This is a genomic window from Streptomyces sp. NPDC001832, from assembly GCF_040297265.1.
Lineage (GTDB): Bacteria > Actinomycetota > Actinomycetes > Streptomycetales > Streptomycetaceae > Streptomyces.
In genome coordinates this window covers 1-20,948 of sequence record NZ_JBEOYU010000007.1, presented here as the reverse complement: position 1 = coordinate 20,948, position 20,948 = coordinate 1, and the positions used below count along the sequence as shown (strand labels likewise).

18 protein-coding genes are annotated in these 20,948 nt (G+C 70.1%); 16 read left to right on the top strand and 2 right to left on the bottom strand.

The genetic code is table 11. The features are described 5' to 3' along the window. Positions 1-48 precede the first annotated feature (48 nt). From ABT115_RS08035 to ABT115_RS08000, 8 genes are all read left to right on the top strand, one after another. On the top strand, positions 49-1,158 hold the full coding sequence (locus tag ABT115_RS08035; protein ID WP_351785345.1) for a quinone-dependent dihydroorotate dehydrogenase: 1,110 nt from the start codon (positions 49-51) through the stop codon (positions 1,156-1,158). After that, positions 1,155-1,994 carry an orotidine-5'-phosphate decarboxylase gene (gene pyrF, locus ABT115_RS08030; RefSeq protein ID WP_351785342.1) on the top strand — a complete coding sequence of 280 codons (840 nt, stop codon included), beginning with the start codon at positions 1,155-1,157 and terminating at the stop codon, positions 1,992-1,994. Before ABT115_RS08035 ends, pyrF begins: the two co-directional genes overlap by 4 nt. Before the next feature lie 244 nt (positions 1,995-2,238). Beyond that, the gene (locus tag ABT115_RS08025; protein ID WP_351785340.1) at positions 2,239-2,562 is read left to right on the top strand and encodes an integration host factor; all 324 of its coding nucleotides are present in this window, start codon (positions 2,239-2,241) and stop codon (positions 2,560-2,562) included. A gap of 38 nt (positions 2,563-2,600) precedes the next feature. Continuing rightward, on the top strand, positions 2,601-3,218 hold the full coding sequence (gmk, locus tag ABT115_RS08020; RefSeq protein ID WP_351785337.1) for a guanylate kinase: 618 nt from the start codon (positions 2,601-2,603) through the stop codon (positions 3,216-3,218). An 80-nt stretch (positions 3,219-3,298) separates the two neighbouring features. Next, positions 3,299-3,571: a DNA-directed RNA polymerase subunit omega gene (gene rpoZ, locus ABT115_RS08015; RefSeq protein WP_164264569.1), complete on the top strand. Its 273-nt coding sequence runs from the start codon at positions 3,299-3,301 to the stop codon at positions 3,569-3,571. Positions 3,572-3,703: 132 nt separating this feature from the next. Beyond that, positions 3,704-4,906 (top strand): bifunctional phosphopantothenoylcysteine decarboxylase/phosphopantothenate--cysteine ligase CoaBC, encoded by a 1,203-nt coding sequence (coaBC, locus tag ABT115_RS08010; RefSeq protein WP_351785333.1) that lies wholly within the window; start codon positions 3,704-3,706, stop codon positions 4,904-4,906. Positions 4,907-5,149: 243 nt separating this feature from the next. Then, positions 5,150-6,358 carry a methionine adenosyltransferase gene (gene metK / locus ABT115_RS08005; RefSeq protein ID WP_351785331.1) on the top strand — a complete coding sequence of 403 codons (1,209 nt, stop codon included), beginning with the start codon at positions 5,150-5,152 and terminating at the stop codon, positions 6,356-6,358. 140 nt (positions 6,359-6,498) lie between these two features. Next, positions 6,499-8,643, top strand: coding sequence for a primosomal protein N' (locus tag ABT115_RS08000; RefSeq protein WP_351785328.1), 2,145 nt, complete (start codon positions 6,499-6,501; stop codon positions 8,641-8,643). A gap of 79 nt (positions 8,644-8,722) precedes the next feature. Here the strand turns inward: ABT115_RS08000 and ABT115_RS07995 are convergent, their stop codons facing one another. Next, positions 8,723-9,271 (bottom strand): hypothetical protein, encoded by a 549-nt coding sequence (locus ABT115_RS07995; RefSeq protein WP_351785325.1) that lies wholly within the window; start codon positions 9,269-9,271, stop codon positions 8,723-8,725. A 229-nt stretch (positions 9,272-9,500) separates the two neighbouring features. Here ABT115_RS07995 and fmt point away from each other — a divergent pair, with 229 nt between their 5' ends. The 5 genes from fmt (at position 9,501) to ABT115_RS07970 (ending at position 15,692) form a co-directional block, all read left to right on the top strand. Next, positions 9,501-10,433: a methionyl-tRNA formyltransferase gene (gene fmt, locus ABT115_RS07990; RefSeq protein WP_351785323.1), complete on the top strand. Its 933-nt coding sequence runs from the start codon at positions 9,501-9,503 to the stop codon at positions 10,431-10,433. 66 nt (positions 10,434-10,499) lie between these two features. Then, positions 10,500-11,933, top strand: coding sequence for an RsmB/NOP family class I SAM-dependent RNA methyltransferase (locus tag ABT115_RS07985; RefSeq protein WP_351785320.1), 1,434 nt, complete (start codon positions 10,500-10,502; stop codon positions 11,931-11,933). Positions 11,934-12,114: 181 nt separating this feature from the next. Then, entirely contained in the window at positions 12,115-13,527 is a 1,413-nt protein-coding gene (lpdA, locus tag ABT115_RS07980) for a dihydrolipoyl dehydrogenase (protein WP_351785317.1), read from the top strand. A gap of 300 nt (positions 13,528-13,827) precedes the next feature. Continuing rightward, the gene (gene rpe, locus ABT115_RS07975; RefSeq protein WP_351785314.1) at positions 13,828-14,511 is read left to right on the top strand and encodes a ribulose-phosphate 3-epimerase; all 684 of its coding nucleotides are present in this window, start codon (positions 13,828-13,830) and stop codon (positions 14,509-14,511) included. Positions 14,512-14,675: 164 nt separating this feature from the next. Next, entirely contained in the window at positions 14,676-15,692 is a 1,017-nt protein-coding gene (locus ABT115_RS07970; RefSeq protein WP_351785792.1) for a sugar-binding transcriptional regulator, read from the top strand. A 65-nt stretch (positions 15,693-15,757) separates the two neighbouring features. On the opposite strand, the gene ABT115_RS07965 is transcribed toward ABT115_RS07970, so the two are convergent. Next, entirely contained in the window at positions 15,758-16,780 is a 1,023-nt protein-coding gene (locus ABT115_RS07965) for a terpene synthase family protein (protein ID WP_351785311.1), read from the bottom strand. A gap of 306 nt (positions 16,781-17,086) precedes the next feature. Between ABT115_RS07965 and ABT115_RS07960 the strand changes: the two genes are divergently transcribed. From ABT115_RS07960 to ABT115_RS07950, 3 genes are all read left to right on the top strand, one after another. Next, the gene (locus ABT115_RS07960) at positions 17,087-18,553 is read left to right on the top strand and encodes a GuaB1 family IMP dehydrogenase-related protein (protein ID WP_351785308.1); all 1,467 of its coding nucleotides are present in this window, start codon (positions 17,087-17,089) and stop codon (positions 18,551-18,553) included. Positions 18,554-18,737: 184 nt separating this feature from the next. Further along, positions 18,738-20,195 carry an aldehyde dehydrogenase family protein gene (locus ABT115_RS07955; RefSeq protein WP_351785306.1) on the top strand — a complete coding sequence of 486 codons (1,458 nt, stop codon included), beginning with the start codon at positions 18,738-18,740 and terminating at the stop codon, positions 20,193-20,195. 110 nt (positions 20,196-20,305) lie between these two features. Further along, positions 20,306-20,761 carry an Lrp/AsnC family transcriptional regulator gene (locus ABT115_RS07950; RefSeq protein WP_351785304.1) on the top strand — a complete coding sequence of 152 codons (456 nt, stop codon included), beginning with the start codon at positions 20,306-20,308 and terminating at the stop codon, positions 20,759-20,761. Positions 20,762-20,948 lie beyond the last annotated feature (187 nt).

Here is a 20,948-nt window from a genome sequence, read left to right as displayed (position 1 = left end):
CACCGGAGACGGTGTCCCCCTCTCCGTGAGGACACCGAGGACACCCCGATGTACAAATTCTTCTTCCAGCTGGTCTTCAAGCGGATGGACCCGGAGCAGGCGCACCACCTGGCGTTCCGCTGGATCCGCCTCGCCGCCCGCATCCCCGTGCTGCGCACCTTCGTCGCCGCCGTGCTCGCCCCCCGCTACAAGGAGCTTCGCACCGAGGCCCTCGGCCTGCGGATGCACGGCCCCTTCGGCCTCGCCGCCGGCTTCGACAAGAACGCCGTCGCGATCGACGGCATGTCGATGCTCGGCTTCGACCACATCGAGATCGGTACGGTCACGGGCGAGCCGCAGCCCGGCAACCCCAAGAAGCGTCTCTTCCGCCTCGTCGCGGACCGCGCGCTGATCAACCGCATGGGCTTCAACAACGAGGGCTCCGCGGCCGTGGCCGAGCGCCTGGCCACCCGCAACCCGGTCTTCCGGACCACGGTCGGCGTCAACATCGGCAAGACCAAGGTCGTGCCGGAGGCCGAAGCCGTCGGCGACTACGTGAAGTCGACCGAACGGCTCGCCCGCCACGCCGACTACCTCGTCGTCAACGTCTCCTCGCCCAACACGCCCGGTCTGCGCAACCTCCAGGCCACCGAGGCGCTCCGGCCTCTGCTCAGCGCCGTGCGCGAGGCAGCCGACCGGACCGTCACCGACCGCCGGGTCCCGCTCCTCGTCAAGATCGCCCCCGACCTCGCCGACGAGGACGTCGACGCGGTCGCCGACCTCGCGGTCGAGCTCGGCCTGGACGGCATCATCGCCACCAACACCACCATCGCCCGCGACGGTCTGGGGCTGAAGTCCTCGCCGTCCCTCGTCAAGGAGACCGGCGGACTCTCCGGCGCACCCCTCAAGGCGCGCTCCCTGGAGGTCCTCGGCCGCCTGTACGCGCGGGTGGGCGACCGGATCACCCTGGTCGGTGTGGGAGGCATCGAGAACGCCGAGGACGCCTGGCAGCGCATTCTCGCCGGCGCCACCCTCGTCCAGGGCTACAGCGCGTTCATCTACGAGGGGCCGTTCTACGCCCGGGCAATCCACAAGGGCCTGGCCGCGCGTCTGGCCACCTCCCCGTACGCCACCCTCGCCGAAGCCGTCGGCGCAGAAACCAGGAAGGCTTCCGCATGATCCCGGAACCGTTCGGCGCACGCCTGCGCCGCGCCATGGACACCCGCGGGCCGCTCTGCGTCGGCATCGACCCGCACGCCTCGCTGCTCACCGCCTGGGGCCTGAACGACGACGTCGCAGGTCTGGAGCACTTCACACGTACGGTCGTCGAGGCACTGGCGGACCGGGTCGCCGTCCTCAAGCCGCAGTCCGCGTTCTTCGAGCGCTTCGGCTCGCGCGGCATCGCCGTCCTGGAGAAGGTGGTCGAGGAGGCGCGGGCGGCCGGTGCACTGGTCCTGATGGACGCCAAGCGCGGCGACATCGGCTCCACCATGGGCGCCTACGCGGCGACCTACCTGGACAAGGACTCGCCGCTGTTCTCGGACGCGGTCACCGTCTCACCGTACCTGGGCTTCGGTTCGCTGCGCCCGGCGCTCGACGCGGCCGTCCTGTCCGGCGCGGGTGTCTTCGTCCTCGCCCTCACCTCCAACCCGGAGGGTGCGGAGGTGCAGCGCGCCACCGCCGCCGACGGCCGTTCGCTGGCCCAGCTGATGCTCGACCACATGGCCGCCGAGAACGAGGGGGCCACCCCGCTCGGCTCCGTCGGCGCGGTGGTCGGTGCCACGCTCGGGGACGCGGGCGTGAATCTGGCGATCAATGGTCCGCTGCTCGCCCCCGGTATCGGGGCCCAGGGGGCGACGCCCGCGGATCTGCCCGGTGTCTTCGGCGACGCGGTGGGCAATGTGGTGCCCAGTGTGAGCCGCGGCGTACTGAGCCAGGGACCGGACGTGGCGGGGCTGCGCGCAGCCGCCGACCGTCTCACGGACGAGGTCCGGGCGGCCGTCGCAGGTAGATGAACATGCCACGTAACAGCGTGTTGACTCAATCCTGACCAAAAAACTCGGTTGTTATGCCCGAAATGTCCTGGTCGGCCGAGGCTGACCAGGACTTTTCGCTGGTTCTCGCTGACTCGAGCGTCCTTGGCCGCTAGTCTCCGTCGAGAGGCGATGTACACAAGTTGTCCGTCGCTCACCTGGTGTGGAGCGCACAGCGTCCTCACCGGTCCGTATCCGACAGATCGACATCCGAGGTGACGTAGGCGTGGCTCTTCCGCCCCTTACCCCTGAACAGCGCGCAGCCGCGCTCGAAAAGGCCGCCGCGGCTCGCCGGGAGCGGGCCGAGGTCAAGAATCGACTCAAGCACTCCGGCGCCTCCCTTCACGAGGTCATCAAGCAGGGCCAGGAGAACGAAGTCATCGGGAAGATGAAGGTCTCCGCCCTCCTGGAGTCCCTGCCCGGCGTGGGCAAGGTCCGCGCCAAGCAGATCATGGAGCGGCTCGGTATCTCCGAGAGCCGCCGGGTCCGGGGTCTCGGCTCCAACCAGATCGCATCCCTGGAGCGCGAGTTCGGTGGCAGCGCCGCCTGACGTTCTCAGGTACCCCTGAGAACCTGGATAATCGCTTCATGGCTGCAACATCCCGGGGGACGTCCCCCGCACCCCCGGACGTACGTCCGCGGCTGACCGTGCTCTCCGGCCCCTCGGGGGTCGGTAAGAGCACGGTCGTCGCCCACATGCGCAAGGCCCACCCCGAGGTATGGCTCTCGGTGTCGGCGACGACCCGCAAGCCGCGCCCCGGTGAGCGCAACGGTGTCCACTACTTTTTCGTGGACAACGACGAGTTCGACAAGCTGATCGCCAACGGCGAGCTGCTGGAGTGGGCCGAGTTCGCCGGCAATCGGTATGGCACGCCCCGCCGCGCCGTGCTCGACCGCCTGGAGGCGGGAGAGCCGGTGCTGCTGGAGATCGATCTCCAGGGCGCCCGGCTGGTCCGGCAGTCGATGCCGGACGCCCGGCTCGTCTTCTTGGCCCCGCCGAGCTGGGAGGAGCTGGTGCGCCGGCTCACCGGCCGCGGGACCGAGTCGGACGAGGTGATCGAGCGCCGGCTCGCCGCCGCCAGGATCGAACTGGCCGCCGAGTCCGAGTTCGATACGACGCTGGTCAACACCTCCGTCCAGGACGTGGCACGTGAGCTGCTAGCCTTGATGCTGGAGGTTTCCGGCCAACCTGCCGGCGGCGACTGACGCAGCCGACACGCGCGGCAGTACGGAACTCCGCACTGTCAAAGATTTCTTTGATCTTTACCCCCTTCGGAAGGCAGAGAGTGTCCTCTTCCATCACCACGCCCGAGGGCATCATCAACCCGCCGATTGATGAGCTCCTCGAGGCCACCGACTCGAAGTACAGCCTCGTGATCTACGCCGCCAAGCGCGCGCGCCAGATCAACGCGTACTACTCGCAGCTCGGCGAGGGTCTCCTGGAGTACGTCGGTCCGCTCGTCGACACCCACGTGCACGAGAAGCCGCTTTCGATCGCGCTCCGCGAGATCAACGCGGGCCTGCTCACCTCCGAGGCCATCGAGGGCCCCGTGCAGTAAGCAGGGATTGCTTCCTCACCACAGGCCCGGCGGCCACGGCTGCCGGGCCTGCGGTGTGTCCGGGGCGACACCATCGGGCCGGGTGCGGTGAGGCAGCATGGGGGTGTTCGTATCCGAGTGCGGGGAGACGCAGTGGACAAGCCGAAGGTCGTTCTTGGGGTCAGCGGAGGCATCGCCGCGTACAAGGCGTGCGAGCTGCTGCGCCGGCTGACCGAGTCCGGTCATGACGTGAGGGTCGTCCCGACCGAGTCGGCGCTGCACTTCGTGGGGGCGGCCACCTGGTCGGCGCTCTCGGGTCACCCGGTGTCGACGGAGGTCTGGGACGACGTCCACGAGGTGCCGCACGTCAGGATCGGGCAGGGCGCCGACCTTGTCGTCGTCGCCCCGGCCACCGCCGACGTGCTCGCCAAGGCCGCCCACGGTCTCGCCGACGACCTGCTCACCAACACGCTCCTCACCGCCCGCTGTCCGGTCGTCTACGCGCCCGCCATGCACACCGAGATGTGGGAGCACCCCGCCACCCAGGAGAATGTCGCCACGCTGCGCCGCCGCGGCGCCGTCGTCATCGAGCCCGCCGTCGGCCGGCTCACCGGCGCCGACACCGGCAAGGGCCGACTGCCCGACCCCGGGGAGATCTTCGAGCTCTGCCGCCGGGTGCTGGCCCGCGGGTCCGTCGAAGCCGACCTGGCCGGCCGCCACGTCGTGATCAGCGCGGGCGGTACGCGGGAGCCGCTCGACCCGGTGCGCTACCTCGGTAACCGTTCTTCCGGCAAGCAGGGCTACGCCCTGGCCCGCACCGCGGTCGCCCGCGGCGCCCGGGTCACTCTCATCGAGGCCAATACCGGCCTGCCCGACCCGGCCGGCGCCGACGTCCTGCACGCAGGGACCGCCATACAGCTGCGCGAGGCCGTGCTGAAGGCCGCGGCGGACGCCGATGTGGTCGTGATGGCGGCGGCGGTCGCCGACTTCCGCCCCGCAGAGTACGCCCCGGGGAAGATCAAGAAGAAGGACGGGCAGGAGCCCGCGCCCATCAAGCTCGTCCGGAATCCCGACATCCTCGCCGAGGTCGCCGGTGAACGCGCCCGGCCGGATCAGATCGTCGTCGGTTTTGCCGCCGAGACCGACAACGTCCTCACCAACGGCCGCGAGAAGCTCCGCCGCAAGGGCTGCGATCTCCTCGTCGTCAATGAGGTGGGGGAGCGCAGGACGTTCGGCTCCGAGGAGAACGAAGCGGTGGTCCTCGCAGCCGACGGCGGTGAGACCTCGGTACCGTTCGGCCCCAAGGACGCGCTCGCCGACACGGTCTGGGATCTCGTGTCGTCGCGGCTGGGATGAAATTTTCATTTCATGTCTTCTCGCAGGCCAAAACCCCTGGAATACGGGCGTGATTGGCTTTTTCCGGAGGTGATTTTCGTACCGCGACGAGTCGTGCCGCAGGTCACAGAACTACCAATGGGCGAGACATGTTGTCCGCCGAGCGATAACGACCGATAAACTGACCCGCGGACCGTGCCGGGCGCAGCTCCCGGCAATCCGCCAAATGATCAGCCAGCAGCCGCTGCAACCCCAGGGAGCGATGTGTCCCGCCGTCTCTTCACCTCGGAGTCTGTCACCGAGGGCCACCCCGACAAGATCGCTGACCAGATCAGCGACACCATTCTCGACGCACTGCTCCGTGAGGACCCCCGGTCCCGCGTCGCCGTCGAAACCTTGATCACCACCGGTCTGGTGCATGTTGCGGGTGAGGTCACGACCAAGGCCTACGCCGACATTCCCACCCTCGTACGCAACAAGGTTCTCGAGATCGGCTACGACTCCTCCAAGAAGGGCTTCGACGGCGCCTCCTGCGGTGTCTCGGTGTCCATCGGCGCGCAGTCGCCCGACATCGCACAGGGCGTGGACACCGCGTACGAGAAGCGGGTCGAGGGCGATGAGGACGAGCTCGACAAGCAGGGCGCCGGCGACCAGGGCCTGATGTTCGGCTACGCCTGCGACGAGACGCCCGAGTTCATGCCGCTCCCGATCTACCTCGCACACCGGCTCTCGCGCCGGCTCTCCGAGGTCCGCAAGAACGGGACCATCCCGTACCTGCGCCCGGACGGCAAGACCCAGGTCACCATCGAGTACGACGGCGACAAGGCCGTCCGTCTCGACACGGTCGTCGTCTCCTCGCAGCACGCCAGCGACATCGACCTCGACTCGCTGCTCGCGCCCGACATCCGCGAGTTCGTCGTCGAGCACGTGCTCGCACAGTTGATCGAGGATGGCATCAAGCTGGACACCGACGGCTATCGGCTGCTGGTCAACCCGACCGGGCGCTTCGAGATCGGCGGTCCGATGGGCGACGCCGGCCTGACCGGTCGCAAGATCATCATCGACACCTACGGCGGCATGGCCCGCCACGGCGGTGGCGCCTTCTCGGGCAAGGACCCGTCGAAGGTCGACCGTTCGGCCGCGTACGCCATGCGCTGGGTCGCCAAGAACGTCGTCGCCGCGGGCCTCGCGGCCCGTTGCGAGGTGCAGGTCGCATACGCGATCGGCAAGGCCGAGCCCGTCGGTCTGTTCGTCGAGACGTTCGGCACCGCCGCGATCGAGACCGAGAAGATCGAGCACGCCATTGGCGAGGTCTTCGACCTCCGTCCGGCCGCGATCATCCGCGACCTCGACCTGCTCCGCCCGATCTACGCCCAGACCGCGGCGTACGGCCACTTCGGCCGCGAGCTTCCCGACTTCACCTGGGAGCGCACGGACCGCGTGGACGCGCTGCGCACGGCGGCCGGGCTGTAGGACCGGTCGGCTCAGCCTTCCGCTCTCCCTCTGTACGCCGGGGCCCGGACGCCGCACATGGTGTCCGGGCCCCGGCGTGTGCGGCCGCCGGTGCCCGCTCGCCTGGGCGGGTGTCAGTGGTGTCTGGTAGGAATTTGGCTGTGAGCAGCGACAACGGGCGATCCGAGGACCCCGCGGGCGGGGCCCCGGAGCAGCTTGCGCTCATTCGTGAGACGGTGCGCAAGGCCAAGGTGCCGCGGGCCAAACCGCGGACCTGGCGCGGCGCCGCGCTCGCCAAGGAGCTGCCCGTCGCCCGGGTGCTGGTCAACAAGGGCGTGCTCCATCTCGACCAGTACTTCGACTACGCCGTGCCCGAGGAGCTCGACACCGACGCGCAGCCCGGAGTGCGGGTGCGGGTGCGATTCGGGGCCGGGGGGCGCAATGTCCGCGGCGGGCGGCGCGAAGGGGGCGGGCTGATCGACGGGTTCCTCGTGGAGCGGCTTGCCGAATCGGACTACCCAGGAGCCCTGGCCGCGCTGGCCTATGTCGTATCGCCCGAGCCGGTGCTGGGGCCGGAGCTGCTGACGCTTTCGCGGGCTGTCGCCGACCGTTACGCGGGCAGCCTCGCCGATGTGCTGCAGCTCGCCGTGCCGCCCAGGAACGGACGAGCCGAGTCCAAGCCCTCGCCGGAGCCGCTGCCGCCGCCCCCGGTCCCCTCGGCCGGGACCTGGGAGCGGTACGCACAGGGGCCCGCGTTCCTGCGGGCGCTGGCTGAAGGCGGTGTGCCCCGGGCCGTATGGACGGCGCTGCCCGGACCGCACTGGCCCGAGGAGATCGCCAGGGCCATGGCCGCGACACTCGCCTCCGGTCGTGGTGCACTCGTCGTCGTGCCGGACGGCCGGACCGCGAGGCGTGTGGACGCCGCGCTCACCAAGCTGCTCGGCGAGGGCCGCCACGCGCTGCTGACCGCCGACTCCGGACCGGAGAAGAGGTACCGGGAGTGGCTCGCCGTTCGGCGCGGCTCCGTGCGGGCGGTCGTCGGGACGAGGGCCGCGATGTTCGCACCCGTCGACGGCCTCGGCCTGGTCGCCGTCTGGGACGACGGGGACTCCAGCCACAGCGACGACAACGCCCCCTTCCCGCACGTTCGCGAAGTGCTCGAACTACGGGCCGCGCACGGCCGGTGCGCATTCCTGCTCGGCGGTACGAACTGCACCGTGGAGGCCGCCCAGCTGGTGGAGAGCGGCTGGGCGCTGCCGCTGCGCGCGGACCGGGAGCAGCTGCGCATCGCGGCGCCCCTGGTGCGTACGGTCGGCGACGGGGAGCTGGCGCGCGACGGGGCCGCGAGGGCCGCCCGGCTGCCCAGCCTGGCATGGCAGACGGTACGGGACGGGCTGCGCAGCGGCCCCGTCCTGGTCCAGGTGCCGCGCCGTGGATACGCACCGCGGCTGGCCTGCGAGCGCTGCCGTGAACCCGCCCGCTGCCGGCACTGCGCCGGACCGCTTCAGGCACCGGACCAGCGGGATCTCGACTGCGCCTGGTGCGGGCGGGCCGAGACCGCCTGGCACTGTGTCGCCTGCGGCTCCAACCGGCTGCGGGCCCGGATAGTCGGCGCCCGGCGCACCGCCGAGGAGCTCGGCCGGGCGTTTCCCGCGGTCCCGGTACGGACGTCGGGCCGTGACCACATCCTGGACTCGGTGCCGGACGCGCCGGCACTGGTCGTCAGCACACCCGGCGCCGAACCCGTCGCCGAGGGCGGCTACGCGGCGGCGCTGCTGCTGGACGGCTGGGCGATGGTCGGGCGCCCCGACCTGCGGGCCGGCGAGGAGGCGCTGCGCCGTTGGACGGCCGCGGCCTCGCTGGTGAGGGGGCAGCCGGAGGGCGGCACGGTGGTGATCGTCGCCGAGCCCACGCTGCGGCCCGTGCAGGCCCTGGTGCGCTGGGACCCGGTCGGACACGCCCGCCGTGAGCTGGCGGAACGGGCCGAGCTCGGCTTTCCGCCGGTGTCCAGGATGGCCTCGGTGACCGGCTCGCCGGAGGCGCTCGCCGCGTTTCTCACGGCCGCCGAACTGCCGCCGGAGGCCGAGGTACTGGGCCCGGTCCCGGTGCCGGGCGCCGAGCCCGGCAGGCCTCGCAGGCCGTGGGACGCACCGCCGGGGGAGTCCTGGGAGCGGGCGCTGCTCAGGGTGCCGCCGGGGAGCGGGGCGGCGCTTGCGGCCGCGCTGAAGGCGGCGCAGGCGGCCCGGATGTCCCGGGGGGGCGGTGCGCAGGTCCGGATCAGGGTGGATCCGCCGGACATCGGGTGAGGGTTCGGTGGGGCGGGGCTGGGCGAGGAAATGCGGCTGCCCCGCCGCGCGTCGGGCGGCGGGGCAGCCGGTGGGGTGATCAGCCGTTGCGTGGGCCGGGGAAGATGCCCGGGCGCACGTCCTCGCGCAGGGACGGGCGGTCCATCGCCGACTGCGGGGGCATGGAGCGTGCGGCGGGCACGGCGGGCAGCGTCGGCGCACTGGCGGAGCCGGGCGCGATGGGCAGGGGGCGCGGCACAGTGGTTTCCGCGGTGTCCTCGGCGGCTCCCGGCTGCCGGGTGTTGCGACGCGCGCCGTAGCGCCGGTGCACCGCCTGTTTCGTGACCCCGAGTGCGGAGCCCACCGCGTCCCAGGAGAAGCCCAGCGAGCGGTCGAAGTCCACCGCCGCGGTGACCAGGGTCTCGACGCTGTCCCGCAGCTCCTGGGCCAGCCTGACGGTGGGGGCCGGGGCCCTGCCGTAGACGACGAAGCCCGTGGACGGGCCGGAGCGGCGCGGACGGTAGACGTTGCCCAGTTGGGCGGTGAGCGTGCGCAGCGCGTCCACCTGCCGCCGGACCCGCTCGATGTCCCGCACCAACAGATGCAGGCTGGCCCGCGCTTGGGCGTCGTGGGTTGCGTGGTCGGCCATGAAGAAGCCTCTCGAACCGGCATTGAAAGGGATCGGGCCGCACCGTGGCGGCCCGCTTCGGTCAATCTCTCTTGACCAACGTGTCAGCCGGGGATCTGGTCACGGTGCAGGGGCGCGTGCGCATATCCAAGGGGCGCGCAGCCATGCGTACGCCCCCCGGTCGCCCGGCCCATACACTTGTGCGTTGCTCGTCACCGTACTTTTCGGCCTGAGAGGCAGTCAGCCACCCATGAAGCTCGTCTTCGCAGGCACCCCCGAGGTAGCCGTACCCGCCCTGGACGCCCTGATCGCCTCCAACCGGCACGAGGTGGCCGCCGTCGTCACCCGGCCCGACGCCCCCGCCGGACGAGGCCGCCGCCTGGTCGCCAGCCCCGTCGCCGAGCGCGCCGAGGAGGCCGGGATCGAGGTGCTCAAGCCCGCCCGGCCGCGCGACGAGGACTTCCTGGCGCGGCTGCGGGAGATCGGCCCGGACTGCTGTCCGGTCGTCGCCTACGGGGCGCTGCTGCCCAAGGCCACGCTCGACGTGCCCGCCCGCGGCTGGGTCAACCTCCACTTCTCGCTGCTGCCCGCCTGGCGCGGCGCGGCTCCCGTACAGCACGCGATCATGTCCGGGGACGAGGTGACCGGTGCGTCGACCTTCCTGATCGAGGAGGGGCTCGACTCCGGCCCGGTGTACGGCGTACTCACCGAAGCGGTACGGCCCACCGACACCAGCGGTGACCTGCTCACCCGGCTGGCGTTCGCCGGTGCGGGGCTGCTCGTCGCGACCATGGACGGCATCGAGGACGACACGCTGCACGCCGTACCGCAGCCTGCCGAGGGCGTCACTCTCGCACCGAAGATCACCGTCGAGGACGCCCAGGTGCAGTGGTCCGCCCCCGCCCTGCGAGTCGACCGGGTGGTGCGCGGCTGCACTCCCGCTCCCGGGGCATGGACGCTGTTCCGCGGGGAGCGGTTGAAGGTGATCCAGGCGGTGCCCGTACCGGACCGTGGCGATCTGGCGCCCGGCGAGCTCTCGGCGGCCAAGAACCATGTGTACGTGGGCACCGGATCGCACGCCGTCGAGCTGCTCTGGGTCCAACCGCAGGGCAAGAAGCCGATGCGGGCCGCGGACTGGGCCCGCGGGGTGCGGATCGTCCACGGCGAACTGCTGGGGATCTAGGGCCGGGGCGACGGCGACGTACGCTGGGAGGGTTCGCCCTCTCACCATCAGCGGAGCACCTTTCACGTGAACGACCAGCCCAGTCGCCGTCCTGCCAAGCCGCATCGCCGCCCCAAGAAGGACCCCGTCCGGTTCCTCGCCTTCGAAGCGCTCAGGGCCGTCGACGAACGCGACGCGTACGCCAACCTCGTCCTTCCCCCGCTGCTGAAGAAGGCCCGCGCCAAGGGCGACTTCGACAGCCGGGACGCGGCGCTGGCGACCGAGCTGGTCTACGGGACGCTGCGCCGCCAGGGGACGTACGACGCGATCGTCGCGGCCTGCATCGACCGGCCGCTGCGTGAGGTCGACCCGCCGGTCCTGGACGTGCTCAACATGGGCGTGCACCAGTTGCTCGGCACCCGTATCCCCACCCACGCGGCGGTCTCCGCCAGCGTGGAACTGGCCCGGGTGGTGCTCGGCGAAGGACGGGCCAAGTTCGTCAACGCCGTGCTCCGGAAGGTTTCCGCGGACGACCTCGACGGCTGGGTGGCGCGCGTCGCCCCGTCGTACGACGAGGACGCCGAGGACCACCTCGCGGTCGTGCACTCGCATCCGCGTTGGGTCGTGTCCGCTCTCTGGGACGCGCTGGGCGGCGGCCGCGCCGGGATCGAGGACCTCCTGGAAGCGGACAATGAACGGCCCGAGGTCACCCTGGTCGCCCGCCCCGGCCGGGCCACCACCGACGAACTGCTCACCGCCCTCGGTGACGAGAACGGTCTGCCCGGCCGCTGGTCGCCCTATGCCGTACGGATGGCGGAGGGCGGCGAGCCCGGTGCGCTGGCCGCCGTGCAGGAGGGCCGGGCGGGGGTCCAGGACGAGGGCAGCCAGCTGGTGGCCGCCGCCCTCGCCAACGCACCGCTGGAGGGCAGCGACACCCGGTGGCTCGACGGCTGTGCGGGGCCCGGCGGCAAGGCCGCCCTGCTCGGCGCGCTCGCCGCCGAACGCGGCGCCGCCCTGCTGGCCGCCGAGAAGCAGCCGCACAGGGCCCGCCTCGTACAGCGCGCGCTGGCCGGCAACCCCGGCCCGTATCAGGTGATCACCGCCGACGGCACCCGCCCGCCGTGGCAGCCCGGCACCTTCGACCGGATCCTGATGGACGTGCCGTGCTCGGGCCTCGGCGCGCTGCGGCGACGCCCGGAGGCGCGATGGCGGCGCCGTCCGGAAGACCTGGAGAGCTTCGCACCGCTGCAACGCGGTCTGCTGCGTGAGGCATTGAAGGCGGTGCGGGTCGGCGGCATCGTCGGTTACGCGACCTGCTCGCCGCATCTCGCGGAGACCCGGGTCGTCGTCGAGGATGTGCTCAAGGGGCGTGGCGGCCGGCCGGTGGAGGCGGAGTGGGTCGACGCCCGACCGCTGATGCCGGGAGTGCCCGCGCTGGGCGACGGTCCCGACATCCAGCTGTGGCCACATCTGCACGGCACGGACGCGATGTACCTGGCGCTGCTGCGCCGTACCGCCTGAGCGGCTGTCAGCGGCGCTGAACCGTTTCCCCGCGGAACTCGGCCCGTTCTGCAACTCTTGCCGTACGACTCCGCGGCCCGGCTGTCCGGGTAGCAACCGTCGAGTTCGTGAACAGATAGTTCGACCGGGCGCGAGCAGCCCCCGCAAGAGGCCGACCGCCCCCACGAGAGAGGAATGTTCCATGGATGAGCAGGGCGAGCACTTCGATGTCGTCGTACTCGGAGCAGGCCCCGGCGGATACGTCGCCGCCGTCCGCGCCGCCCAACTGGGCAAGCGTGTCGCGGTCGTGGAGGAGAAGTACTGGGGCGGCGTCTGTCTCAATGTGGGCTGCATCCCCACCAAGGCCCTGCTGCGCAACGCCGAGCTGGCGCACATCGTCACCCGTGAGGCGAAGACCTTCGGCATCAAGGTCGAGGGGCAGGTCTCCTTCGACTACGGCGAGGCGTTCCGGCGCAGCCGCAAGGTGGCGGACGGCCGGGTCAAGGGCGTCCACTACCTGATGAAAAAGAACAAGATCACAGAGATCAGCGGGCGCGGCGCGTTTCTCGACCCGCACACGCTCGAGGTGGCCCTGTTCGACGGTTCGACGCGGACGATCGGGTTCGATCACTGCATCATCGCCACCGGCGCCACCCCGAAGCTGCTGCCCGGTACCCGCCGCACCTCGCGCGTGGTGACGTACGAGGAGCAGATCCTTGCCGAGGAACTGCCGCAGTCCATCGTGATCGCCGGCGCCGGCGCCATCGGCATCGAGTTCGCGTACGTTCTGCACAACTACGGCGTGAAGGTCACCGTCGTCGAGTTCCTGGACCGTATCGCCCCGCTGGAGGACGCTGACGTCTCCGCCGAACTGGCAAAGCAGTACCGCAAGTTGGGTATCGACGTGCTCGCCTCGACCCGGGTCGAGGCGATCGACGAGTCCGGACCGCAGGTCCGGGTCACGGTCACCGGCAAGGACGGCACCCAGCAGGTACTGGAGGCCGACAAGGTGCTGCAGGCGATCGGCTTCGCGCCGAACGTCGACGGCTACGGACTGGAGAACACCGGCGTCCGCGTCACCGGGCGCGGCGCGATCGACGTCGACGGCCGCTGCCGCACCTCCGTCCCGCACATCTACGCCATCGGCGACGTCACCGCGAAACTGATGCTCGCGCACGCGGCGGAAGCGATGGGTGTGGTCGCCGCGGAGACGCTCGCGGACGCCGAGACGATGGAGCTCGACTATGTGATGATCCCGCGCGCCACCTACTGCCGGCCGCAGATCGCCAGCTTCGGCTGGACCGAGGCGCAGGCCCGTGAGAAGGGCTTCGACGTCAAGGTGGCGAAATTCCCGTTCACCGCCAACGGCAAGGCGCACGGCCTGGGCGACACCACCGGTTTCGTGAAGCTGATCAGCGACGCCCGATACGGCGAACTCGTCGGCGCCCACCTCATCGGCCCGGACGTGACCGAACTGCTGCCCGAGCTGACCCTGGCCCAGCAGTGGGACCTCACGGTCCACGAGGTGGCCCGCAATGTCCACGCCCACCCGACGCTCGGCGAGGCCGTCAAGGAGGCGGTCCACGGCCTCGCCGGGCACATGATCAACATGTGAGAAGGCAGCGGTGCCTCGCACCGGAGCGGCGTCGGTCGCGAAGAAGGGGCGGACGCCGCCGGGACCGGCGCCAGGGTTTGGGGCACCAGGACCGAGCGGCGGGCGCCATCCGCCTCGGCGGCGAGTTCGTTTGGTGAGACAGCTGAGAAGGCCCCCGTACCGTCCTCGAAGGGCCCGACGCGGGCTGAAACGCCCGTATCGCGCGGCCGGGGGCCCGGATTCCGCGAACTGTAATGATCCCGTGAGGCTTTGGCCCGCACCGGGGCAGGGAAGTGGCGCGGAACGTGGCAGGCTTGGCACATGGCCCAGATCAACCCCAGCATCCTGTCCGCAGACTTTGCCCGTCTCGCCGAGGAGGCGAAGGCCGTCGCAGGCGCCGACTGGCTCCACGTCGACGTGATGGACAACCACTTCGTGCCCAACCTGACCCTCGGCGTGCCGATCGTGGAATCGCTCAGCCGGGCCACGGACACTCCGCTGGACTGCCATCTGATGATCGAGGACCCGGACCGCTGGGCGCCGCAGTATGTCGAGGCGGGAGCCGGTTCCGTCACCTTCCACGTGGAGGCCGCGGCAGCCCCCGTACGGCTGGCGCGGGAGATCCGGGCCAAGGGCGCCCGCGCCTCCATGGCGCTCAAGCCCGCGACGCCCATCGAGCCGTACGAGGACCTGCTCCCCGAGCTCGACATGCTGCTGATCATGACGGTAGAACCTGGCTTCGGCGGTCAGGCGTTCCTGGACATCATGCTGCCGAAGATCCGCCGCACCCGTGAGCTGATCTCCAAGCACGGCCTCGAACTGTGGCTCCAGGTCGACGGCGGCGTCGCCGCGTCCACCATCGAGCGATGCGCCGAGGCCGGTGCGGATGTCTTCGTCGCGGGTTCTGCGGTGTACGGGGCCAAGGACCCGGCCGAAGCGGTGCGCGCCCTGCGCGCCAAGGCAGAAGGGGCTACCGCCTCGGCGGCCTGGGCGTGCCGCCACTGAAGCCGGAACCGGCGCCGGGACCCACTCCGGTCCCCGATTGCAGGTCGGCCCGGCCAAGGGCAGATGAACGCGGTCCGACGGGACCGATCAAGGATCGCCGGATCTGACAGGATGAACGGCGTATCGAGAGTGTGAACAGCAGTGAGGAGATCGCGGTGTCTGCAATGTCGGCGGGACGGTCCGCCCTGCGGATGGGGCCCGCGGAGCTGGTGCAGGCGGCGGCCATGGCCCGCCGCTTCTACCTCGAAGGAAAGTCGAAGATCCAGATCGCCGAGGAGTTCGGCGTCAGCCGCTTCAAGGTGGCCCGGGTCCTGGAGACGGCTCTTGAGCGCGACCTCGTACGGATCGAGATCCGCGTCCCCGCCGAGCTGGACGCCGAGCGTTCCGACGCGCTCCGGGCCCGCTACGGGCTGCGTCACGCGGTCGTCGTCGAATCTCCCGCGGAGGAGCAGGACGACGCACCGGACCCGGAGAACCTGGGTGAGGTCGCGGCCGATCTCCTCGGAGAACTGGTGAACGAGGGCGATGTGCTCGGCCTGGCCTGGGGCCGGTCCACCATCCACATGGCAGCGGCTCTCGACCGGCTGCCGCCATGCACGGTCGTGCAGCTCACCGGGGTCTATGACGCGGGGACGGCCGAGCGCGGCTCGGTCGAGGCGGTCCGGCGGGCCGCCCAGGTCGCCGGTGGTGAGGCCCACCCGATCTACGCGCCGATGCTGCTGCCCGACCCGGCTACGGCCGCCGCGCTGCGCCACCAGACCGGTATCGCCCGTGCCTTCGAGTACTTCGACAAGGTGACGGTCGCCGCCGTGTCCATCGGCTCCTGGGAGCCGGGCATCTCCACAGTCCACGACATGCTCACGGACGAGGAGCGGGCGCACTACGCGTCGCTCGGCGTCGCCGCCGAGATGTCCGCGCACCTCTTCGACACGGAGGGGCGGCGGGTCGGCCGGGACCTGGGGGAGCGGTGCATCACGGTCGAGGCCGACCGGCTGCGCCGGATCCCCGAGGTGGTGGCGATCGCGGGCGGCCAGCGGAAGGCTGCGGCGATCGGAGCAGTGCTGCGGTCCGGGCTCGTCACCAGCCTGGTGACGGATACGGCGGCGGCCGACTATCTGCTGACCGAGTCGCCGGCACCGCGGCGGCCGGCGCTGGAGCGGACGGATCCGGACGGCGCCTGAGCGGGGTGCCGGGGCCGGGCGGCGGTGCTTTTCACCGGGGCCGCCCGGTGGTCCGGCTCGACGGTTCAGTTCCGGGCCACGCCCAGGACCGTCGCCTCCAGGTACTCCTCCGGCTCGTCGTACTGGCTCACATCGGCAGGGTTGTACCGGGGAGTCTGCTGCGACCAGTCCAGGTTGCCGCGCATCCAGCTCCGCATCCCGTCCAGGTACGGCGTGAGCAGCCAGGACAGCTGCGGGTACGCGGCCAGCAACTCGGTCTCGGCGGTGAGGAACCGTTTCGTCTCCGTGGCGATCTCCGCGCAGACGTGTTCGAGCGCCTGCTGCTTGCCGTAACCGCGGTGGTGTCGGACCAGATGGACGAGATTGTGGATCTCGCCGAGTACCTGTTCCTTCTCGTACGAGTACACGTCGTTGGCCCAGCACACGACGTTGCACGACGCTTCCAGTGCGGTGATGAACCGGGCATCGTCGTGGATCGACTCGGGAGCCTCGATCCCGGCCACGATCTCTATCAGGTCCATGCAGACATGTATCGCGCCGGTGTGGCGACGCTTGGCGATGTACGCCTCCTCGGACGGCACCACACCCGCGGCCCGGTTTCCGGTCTCCCAGGTGGTGGCCGTCGTGAGATACGTGGTCAGGTGCCGCCCGAACCGGGTGCGCCAGTGTGCCGGAGCGGATGGAGTCGTCCGTTCCCACAGATCCACCAGGGCTACCACAGCGGCGGGGAGGTCCTCGTCGGGCATGGTGCCCGTACCGGCGCCCTCGATCACGGACCGCATCGACGCGACCACGTCCCGCACCCGCTCCGGGCTGCGGCCGAGATGGCCGTCGTCGAGCTGGTCGTCGACGAGAAACAGCCATACGAACCAGTCGGCGACGAGGTCGAGACTCTTGCTGTCGGCGGTCGGATGCACCATGCCGACGAACGCTCCGAAGTCCGCCTGCTCGAAGCGATCCCTGGCTGAATCGCGGTGCACCAGACCGGTGTTGCGGATCCAGGTGTCGAGATGGACTCGGGTGTGCCCGACGTGCGGATTCGTCCGCTGGGGGAACGGGCAGTAGATGTCCGGCAGTTCGCTCTCCACGGGCGGGTCGTGATCCTCTCCGGTCGTACGTGTGACGGAAGTTGTGTCCCTCCGCCTGTTCCTCCGGGGCGTAGTCGTGACCCTCGGGACCTGCGGATTGGAAGCTACCCGACCGCTTGTCACCAGGTCCAGGAAAGATGATCGCGAATGATCCGGATGCCGTGCGGGTAGGGTCCGTGGAGAAGGCAGGTTCCACTTGCCCGGGACTCCCGCTCCGTTCTTTTGGAGGAACGCATGAACGCGGGGGCCGTTTGCTGTGTCTTCGTGGAAGCGACCTGCTCCGTTTCGTGTGAAAAAATGAGCGTTATGCGTTTTCTTGAGCCCGGTACTGGTCGTTTCACAGACTCCCCCTCGGTCCCGTACGACCTCACGTACGACGATGTCTTCATGGTTCCGGGCCGTTCGGCGGTCGGTTCCCGCCAGGGTGTCGATCTCTCCTCGCTCGACGGCAGCGGCACCACCATCCCGCTCGTCGTCGCGAACATGACGGCCATCGCGGGCCGCCGGATGGCCGAAACGATCGCCCGCCGCGGCGGGCTCGTAGTCATCCCTCAGGACATCCCGATCGATGTCGTCACCGATGTCATCTCCTGGGTGAAAACGCGCCACCTCGTGCTCGACACACCGATCGTGCTGACGCCGGGCCAGACGGTGGCCGACGCCCTGTCCCTTCTGCCGAAGCGCGCGCACGGCGCGGGTGTCGTCGTCGACGAGGGGCAGCGGCCCCTCGGTGTCGTCACCGACCACGACCTGACCGGTGTCGACCGCTTCACCCAGCTCTCCGTGGTCATGTCCAAGGATCTGGTGCTGCTCGACGCGGACGTCGACCCGCGCGACGCGTTCAACAAGCTCGACGGCGTCCACCGAAAGCTCGCCCCGGCGGTCGACGCGGACGGCCGGCTCGTCGGCATCCTCACCCGTAAGGCCGCACTGCGCGCCACTCTGTACACCCCTGCCACCGACGCAGCCGGCAGGCTACGGATCGCCGCTGCCGTCGGGATCAACGGCGATGTGGCTGCCAGGGCCAAGCAACTCCTCGATGCGGGCGTCGACACGCTCGTCGTGGACACCGCCCACGGCCACCAGGAGTCCATGATCAGCGCGGTCAGGGCCGTCCGGGCGCTCGACCCGCAGGTGCCGGTCGTCGCGGGCAACGTCGTTGCCGCCGAGGGCGTGCGCGACCTCATCGAGGCCGGCGCGGACATCGTCAAGGTGGGTGTCGGCCCCGGCGCCATGTGCACCACTCGGATGATGACCGGCGTGGGTCGGCCGCAGTTCTCCGCCGTCCTGGAGTGCGCTGCCGAGGCGAAGAAATACGGCAAGCACGTCTGGGCGGACGGCGGCGTCCGCCACCCGCGCGATGTCGCCATGGCGCTCGCCGCGGGCGCGTCCAACGTGATGATCGGCTCCTGGTTCGCCGGTACGTACGAGTCGCCCGGTGACCTCCAGCAGTCCGCCGACGGCCGTTTCTACAAGGAGTCCTTCGGTATGGCGTCCGCACGCGCCGTGAAGAACCGTACGTCGGACGAGTCGGCGTACGACCGGGCTCGCAAGGCGCTGTTCGAGGAGGGCATCTCCACCTCGCGGATGTTCCTCGACCCGGCCAGGCCCGGCGTCGAGGACCTGATCGACTCGATCATCGCGGGCGTCCGCTCCTCCTGCACCTACGCCGGCGCTGCCTCCCTGGAGGAGTTCGCCGAGAAGGCGGTCGTCGGGGTGCAGAGCGCCGCCGGTTACGCCGAGGGCAAGCCGCTGCATGCCAGCTGGAGTTGATCCAGCAGTTCCGCAACACCGCTGCTCCTCATGGCTGTTCGTGCCGTGAGGGGCAGCGGTTTTTTCAGAACGTGTCGCGGGGCTTCAGCGATGTCCGGTTCCAGCCCTCACACCCCCAATTGCCGGTCCTTCTAAGTAATATGAAGCGCCATCAGCTGAATTCCTCTCTGTGGTAAGGGATCTCATGTCCTTCTTCACCGACCTGGCCCATCAGTACATCGACGGAGAGTGGAGGCCGGGCAAGGGGTCCTGGGACATCATCGACTTCAATCCGTACAACGGGGAGAAGCTGGCCTCGATCACGGTCGCCACGGCCGACGAGGTGGACCAGGCGTACCGGTCCGCCGAGGCCGCCCAGCGGGCGTGGGCCGACACCAACCCGTACGCTCGCCGGCTGGTGATGGAGCGGGCGCTGCGCATCGTCGAGGAGCGCGAGCCCGAGATCAGCGACGCGATCGTCGCGGAACTGGGCGGTACCCGGCTGAAGGCTGCCTTCGAGCTGCATCTCGCCAAGGAGTTCCTGCGGGAGTCGATCCAGCTCGCGCTGCGGCCCTGTGGACAGATACTGCCCTCGCCGACCGAGGGCAAGGAGAACCGCGTCTACCGCGTGCCCGCCGGTGTCGTGGGTGTCATCAGCCCCTTCAACTTCCCGTTCCTGCTGTCGCTCAAGTCGGTCGCTCCCGCGCTGGCGCTCGGTAACGCCGTGGTGCTCAAGCCGCACCAGAACACCCCGGTCTGCGGCGGCACACTGGTGGCGAAGGTGTTCGAGGATGCGGGGCTGCCGGCCGGGCTCCTGAACGTCGTGGTCACCGACATCGCGGAGATCGGGGACGCACTGCTGGAGAACCCCATTCCGCAGGTCATCTCCTTCACCGGCTCGGACAAGGTGGGACGGCACGTCGCCACGGTCTGCGCGGCGAACCTCAAGCGCGCCGTGCTCGAACTCGGTGGCAACAGCGCGCTCATCGTCCTCGACGACGCCGATCTGGACTACGCCGTGGATGCGGCCGTCTTCAGCCGGTACGTGCACCAGGGCCAGGTCTGCATGGCCGCGAACCGGATCCTGGTCGACCGGGCGGTGGAGAAGGAGTTCACCGAGAAGTTCGTTGCCAAGGTCGCGTCCCTGCGGGTGGGTGACCCGGCAGACCCGGAGACCCAGATCGGCCCGCTGATCAACTCCTCGCAGGCCGAGGCCATTTCCTCGCTCGTCGACCAGACCGTCGAGGCCGGCGCGACGGCTCTGCTGCACGGCAGCGCTGACGGCAACCTGGTGAGCCCGTCCGTGCTGACCGGTCTGGCCGCCGATTCCCCCGTTCTGTCCCAGGAGATCTTCGGGCCGGTCGCGCTCCTTGTGCCGTTCGACGGCGAGGACGAGGCGGTACGCATCGCCAATGACACTCCGTACGGTCTGAGCGGCGCGGTGCACACCGGCAGCATCGAGCGCGGCGTACGGATCGGGCAGCGCATCCACACCGGCATGATCCACATCAATGACGGCACGGTCCACGACGAGCCCATCATCCCGTTCGGCGGCGAGAAGAGCTCCGGCCTCGGCCGGCTGAACGGTGAGTCGATGGTCGAGGCCTTCACCACCCAGAAGTGGATCTCGGTGCAGCACGGCCGCTCGCAGTTCCCGTTCTGACCGGTCACCGGATGCGGTGAGCGAACCCTGCGGGGCCGCTCATGGTCTACTTCGGGGGCGGCCCGTGCCGCCCCCGACACCGGCCATCGCAGAGAAGTGAACCGCCCGAAGTGCGCCTGAACGACCTCGACGAACGCATCGTCCACGCCCTCGCCGAAGACGCCCGGCGCTCCTACGCGGACATCGGCGCGATCATCGGCCTGTCCGCGCCCGCCGTGAAGCGCCGCGTGGACAGGCTGCGCGCTGAGGGCGCGATCACCGGCTTCACGGTGCGGGTGGACCCGGCGGCGCTGGGGTGGGAGACCGAGGGGTTCATCGAGATCTACTGCAGGCGCAATACATCGCCGGAGGCGATCAAGCAGGGGCTTGCACGGTATCCGGAGATCGCGTCGGCTTCCACGGTGACGGGGGAGGCCGACGCGATCGTGCAGGTCTTCGCGGCGGACATGCGCCATTTCGAGCAGGTGCTCGAGCGGATTGCGGGCGAGCCGTATGTGGAGCGGACGAAGTCCGTACTGGTGCTGTCGCCACTGCTGCGGCGGTACTCGGCGGGGTCGCCGGAGTAGGGCGCCCCGGGCGGCCGGCCGCTTCGTCCTGATCGCCGGACGGCTGGACAACTGTCGGGCGGGCTGGTGATGACCGGGCTGCGGGTCTCCTAGGACGTGTTTCGAAAGTCCCGCCTGCCCCGCGGCGTCTGGCACGCACGCTCGCCGCGTTGTCGGGATCGTCCTCGTACGTCCAGTACGAGGACGA

Excerpts from the sequence above, each read along its gene's own strand:
- rpe (WP_351785314.1), top strand. The coding sequence starts at position 13,828 with ATGGCCCAGATCAACCCCAGCATCCTGTCCGCAGACTTTGCCCGTCTC.
- ABT115_RS08035 (WP_351785345.1), top strand. The coding sequence starts at position 49 with ATGTACAAATTCTTCTTCCAGCTGGTCTTCAAGCGGATGGACCCGGAG.
- lpdA (WP_351785317.1), top strand. The coding sequence starts at position 12,115 with ATGGATGAGCAGGGCGAGCACTTCGATGTCGTCGTACTCGGAGCAGGC.
- gmk (WP_351785337.1), top strand. The coding sequence starts at position 2,601 with ATGGCTGCAACATCCCGGGGGACGTCCCCCGCACCCCCGGACGTACGT.
- ABT115_RS07995 (WP_351785325.1), bottom strand. The coding sequence starts at position 9,271 with ATGGCCGACCACGCAACCCACGACGCCCAAGCGCGGGCCAGCCTGCAT.
- pyrF (WP_351785342.1), top strand. The coding sequence starts at position 1,155 with ATGATCCCGGAACCGTTCGGCGCACGCCTGCGCCGCGCCATGGACACC.
- ABT115_RS07970 (WP_351785792.1), top strand. The coding sequence starts at position 14,676 with ATGTCGGCGGGACGGTCCGCCCTGCGGATGGGGCCCGCGGAGCTGGTG.
- ABT115_RS07955 (WP_351785306.1), top strand. The coding sequence starts at position 18,738 with ATGTCCTTCTTCACCGACCTGGCCCATCAGTACATCGACGGAGAGTGG.
- ABT115_RS07960 (WP_351785308.1), top strand. The coding sequence starts at position 17,087 with ATGCGTTTTCTTGAGCCCGGTACTGGTCGTTTCACAGACTCCCCCTCG.
- fmt (WP_351785323.1), top strand. The coding sequence starts at position 9,501 with ATGAAGCTCGTCTTCGCAGGCACCCCCGAGGTAGCCGTACCCGCCCTG.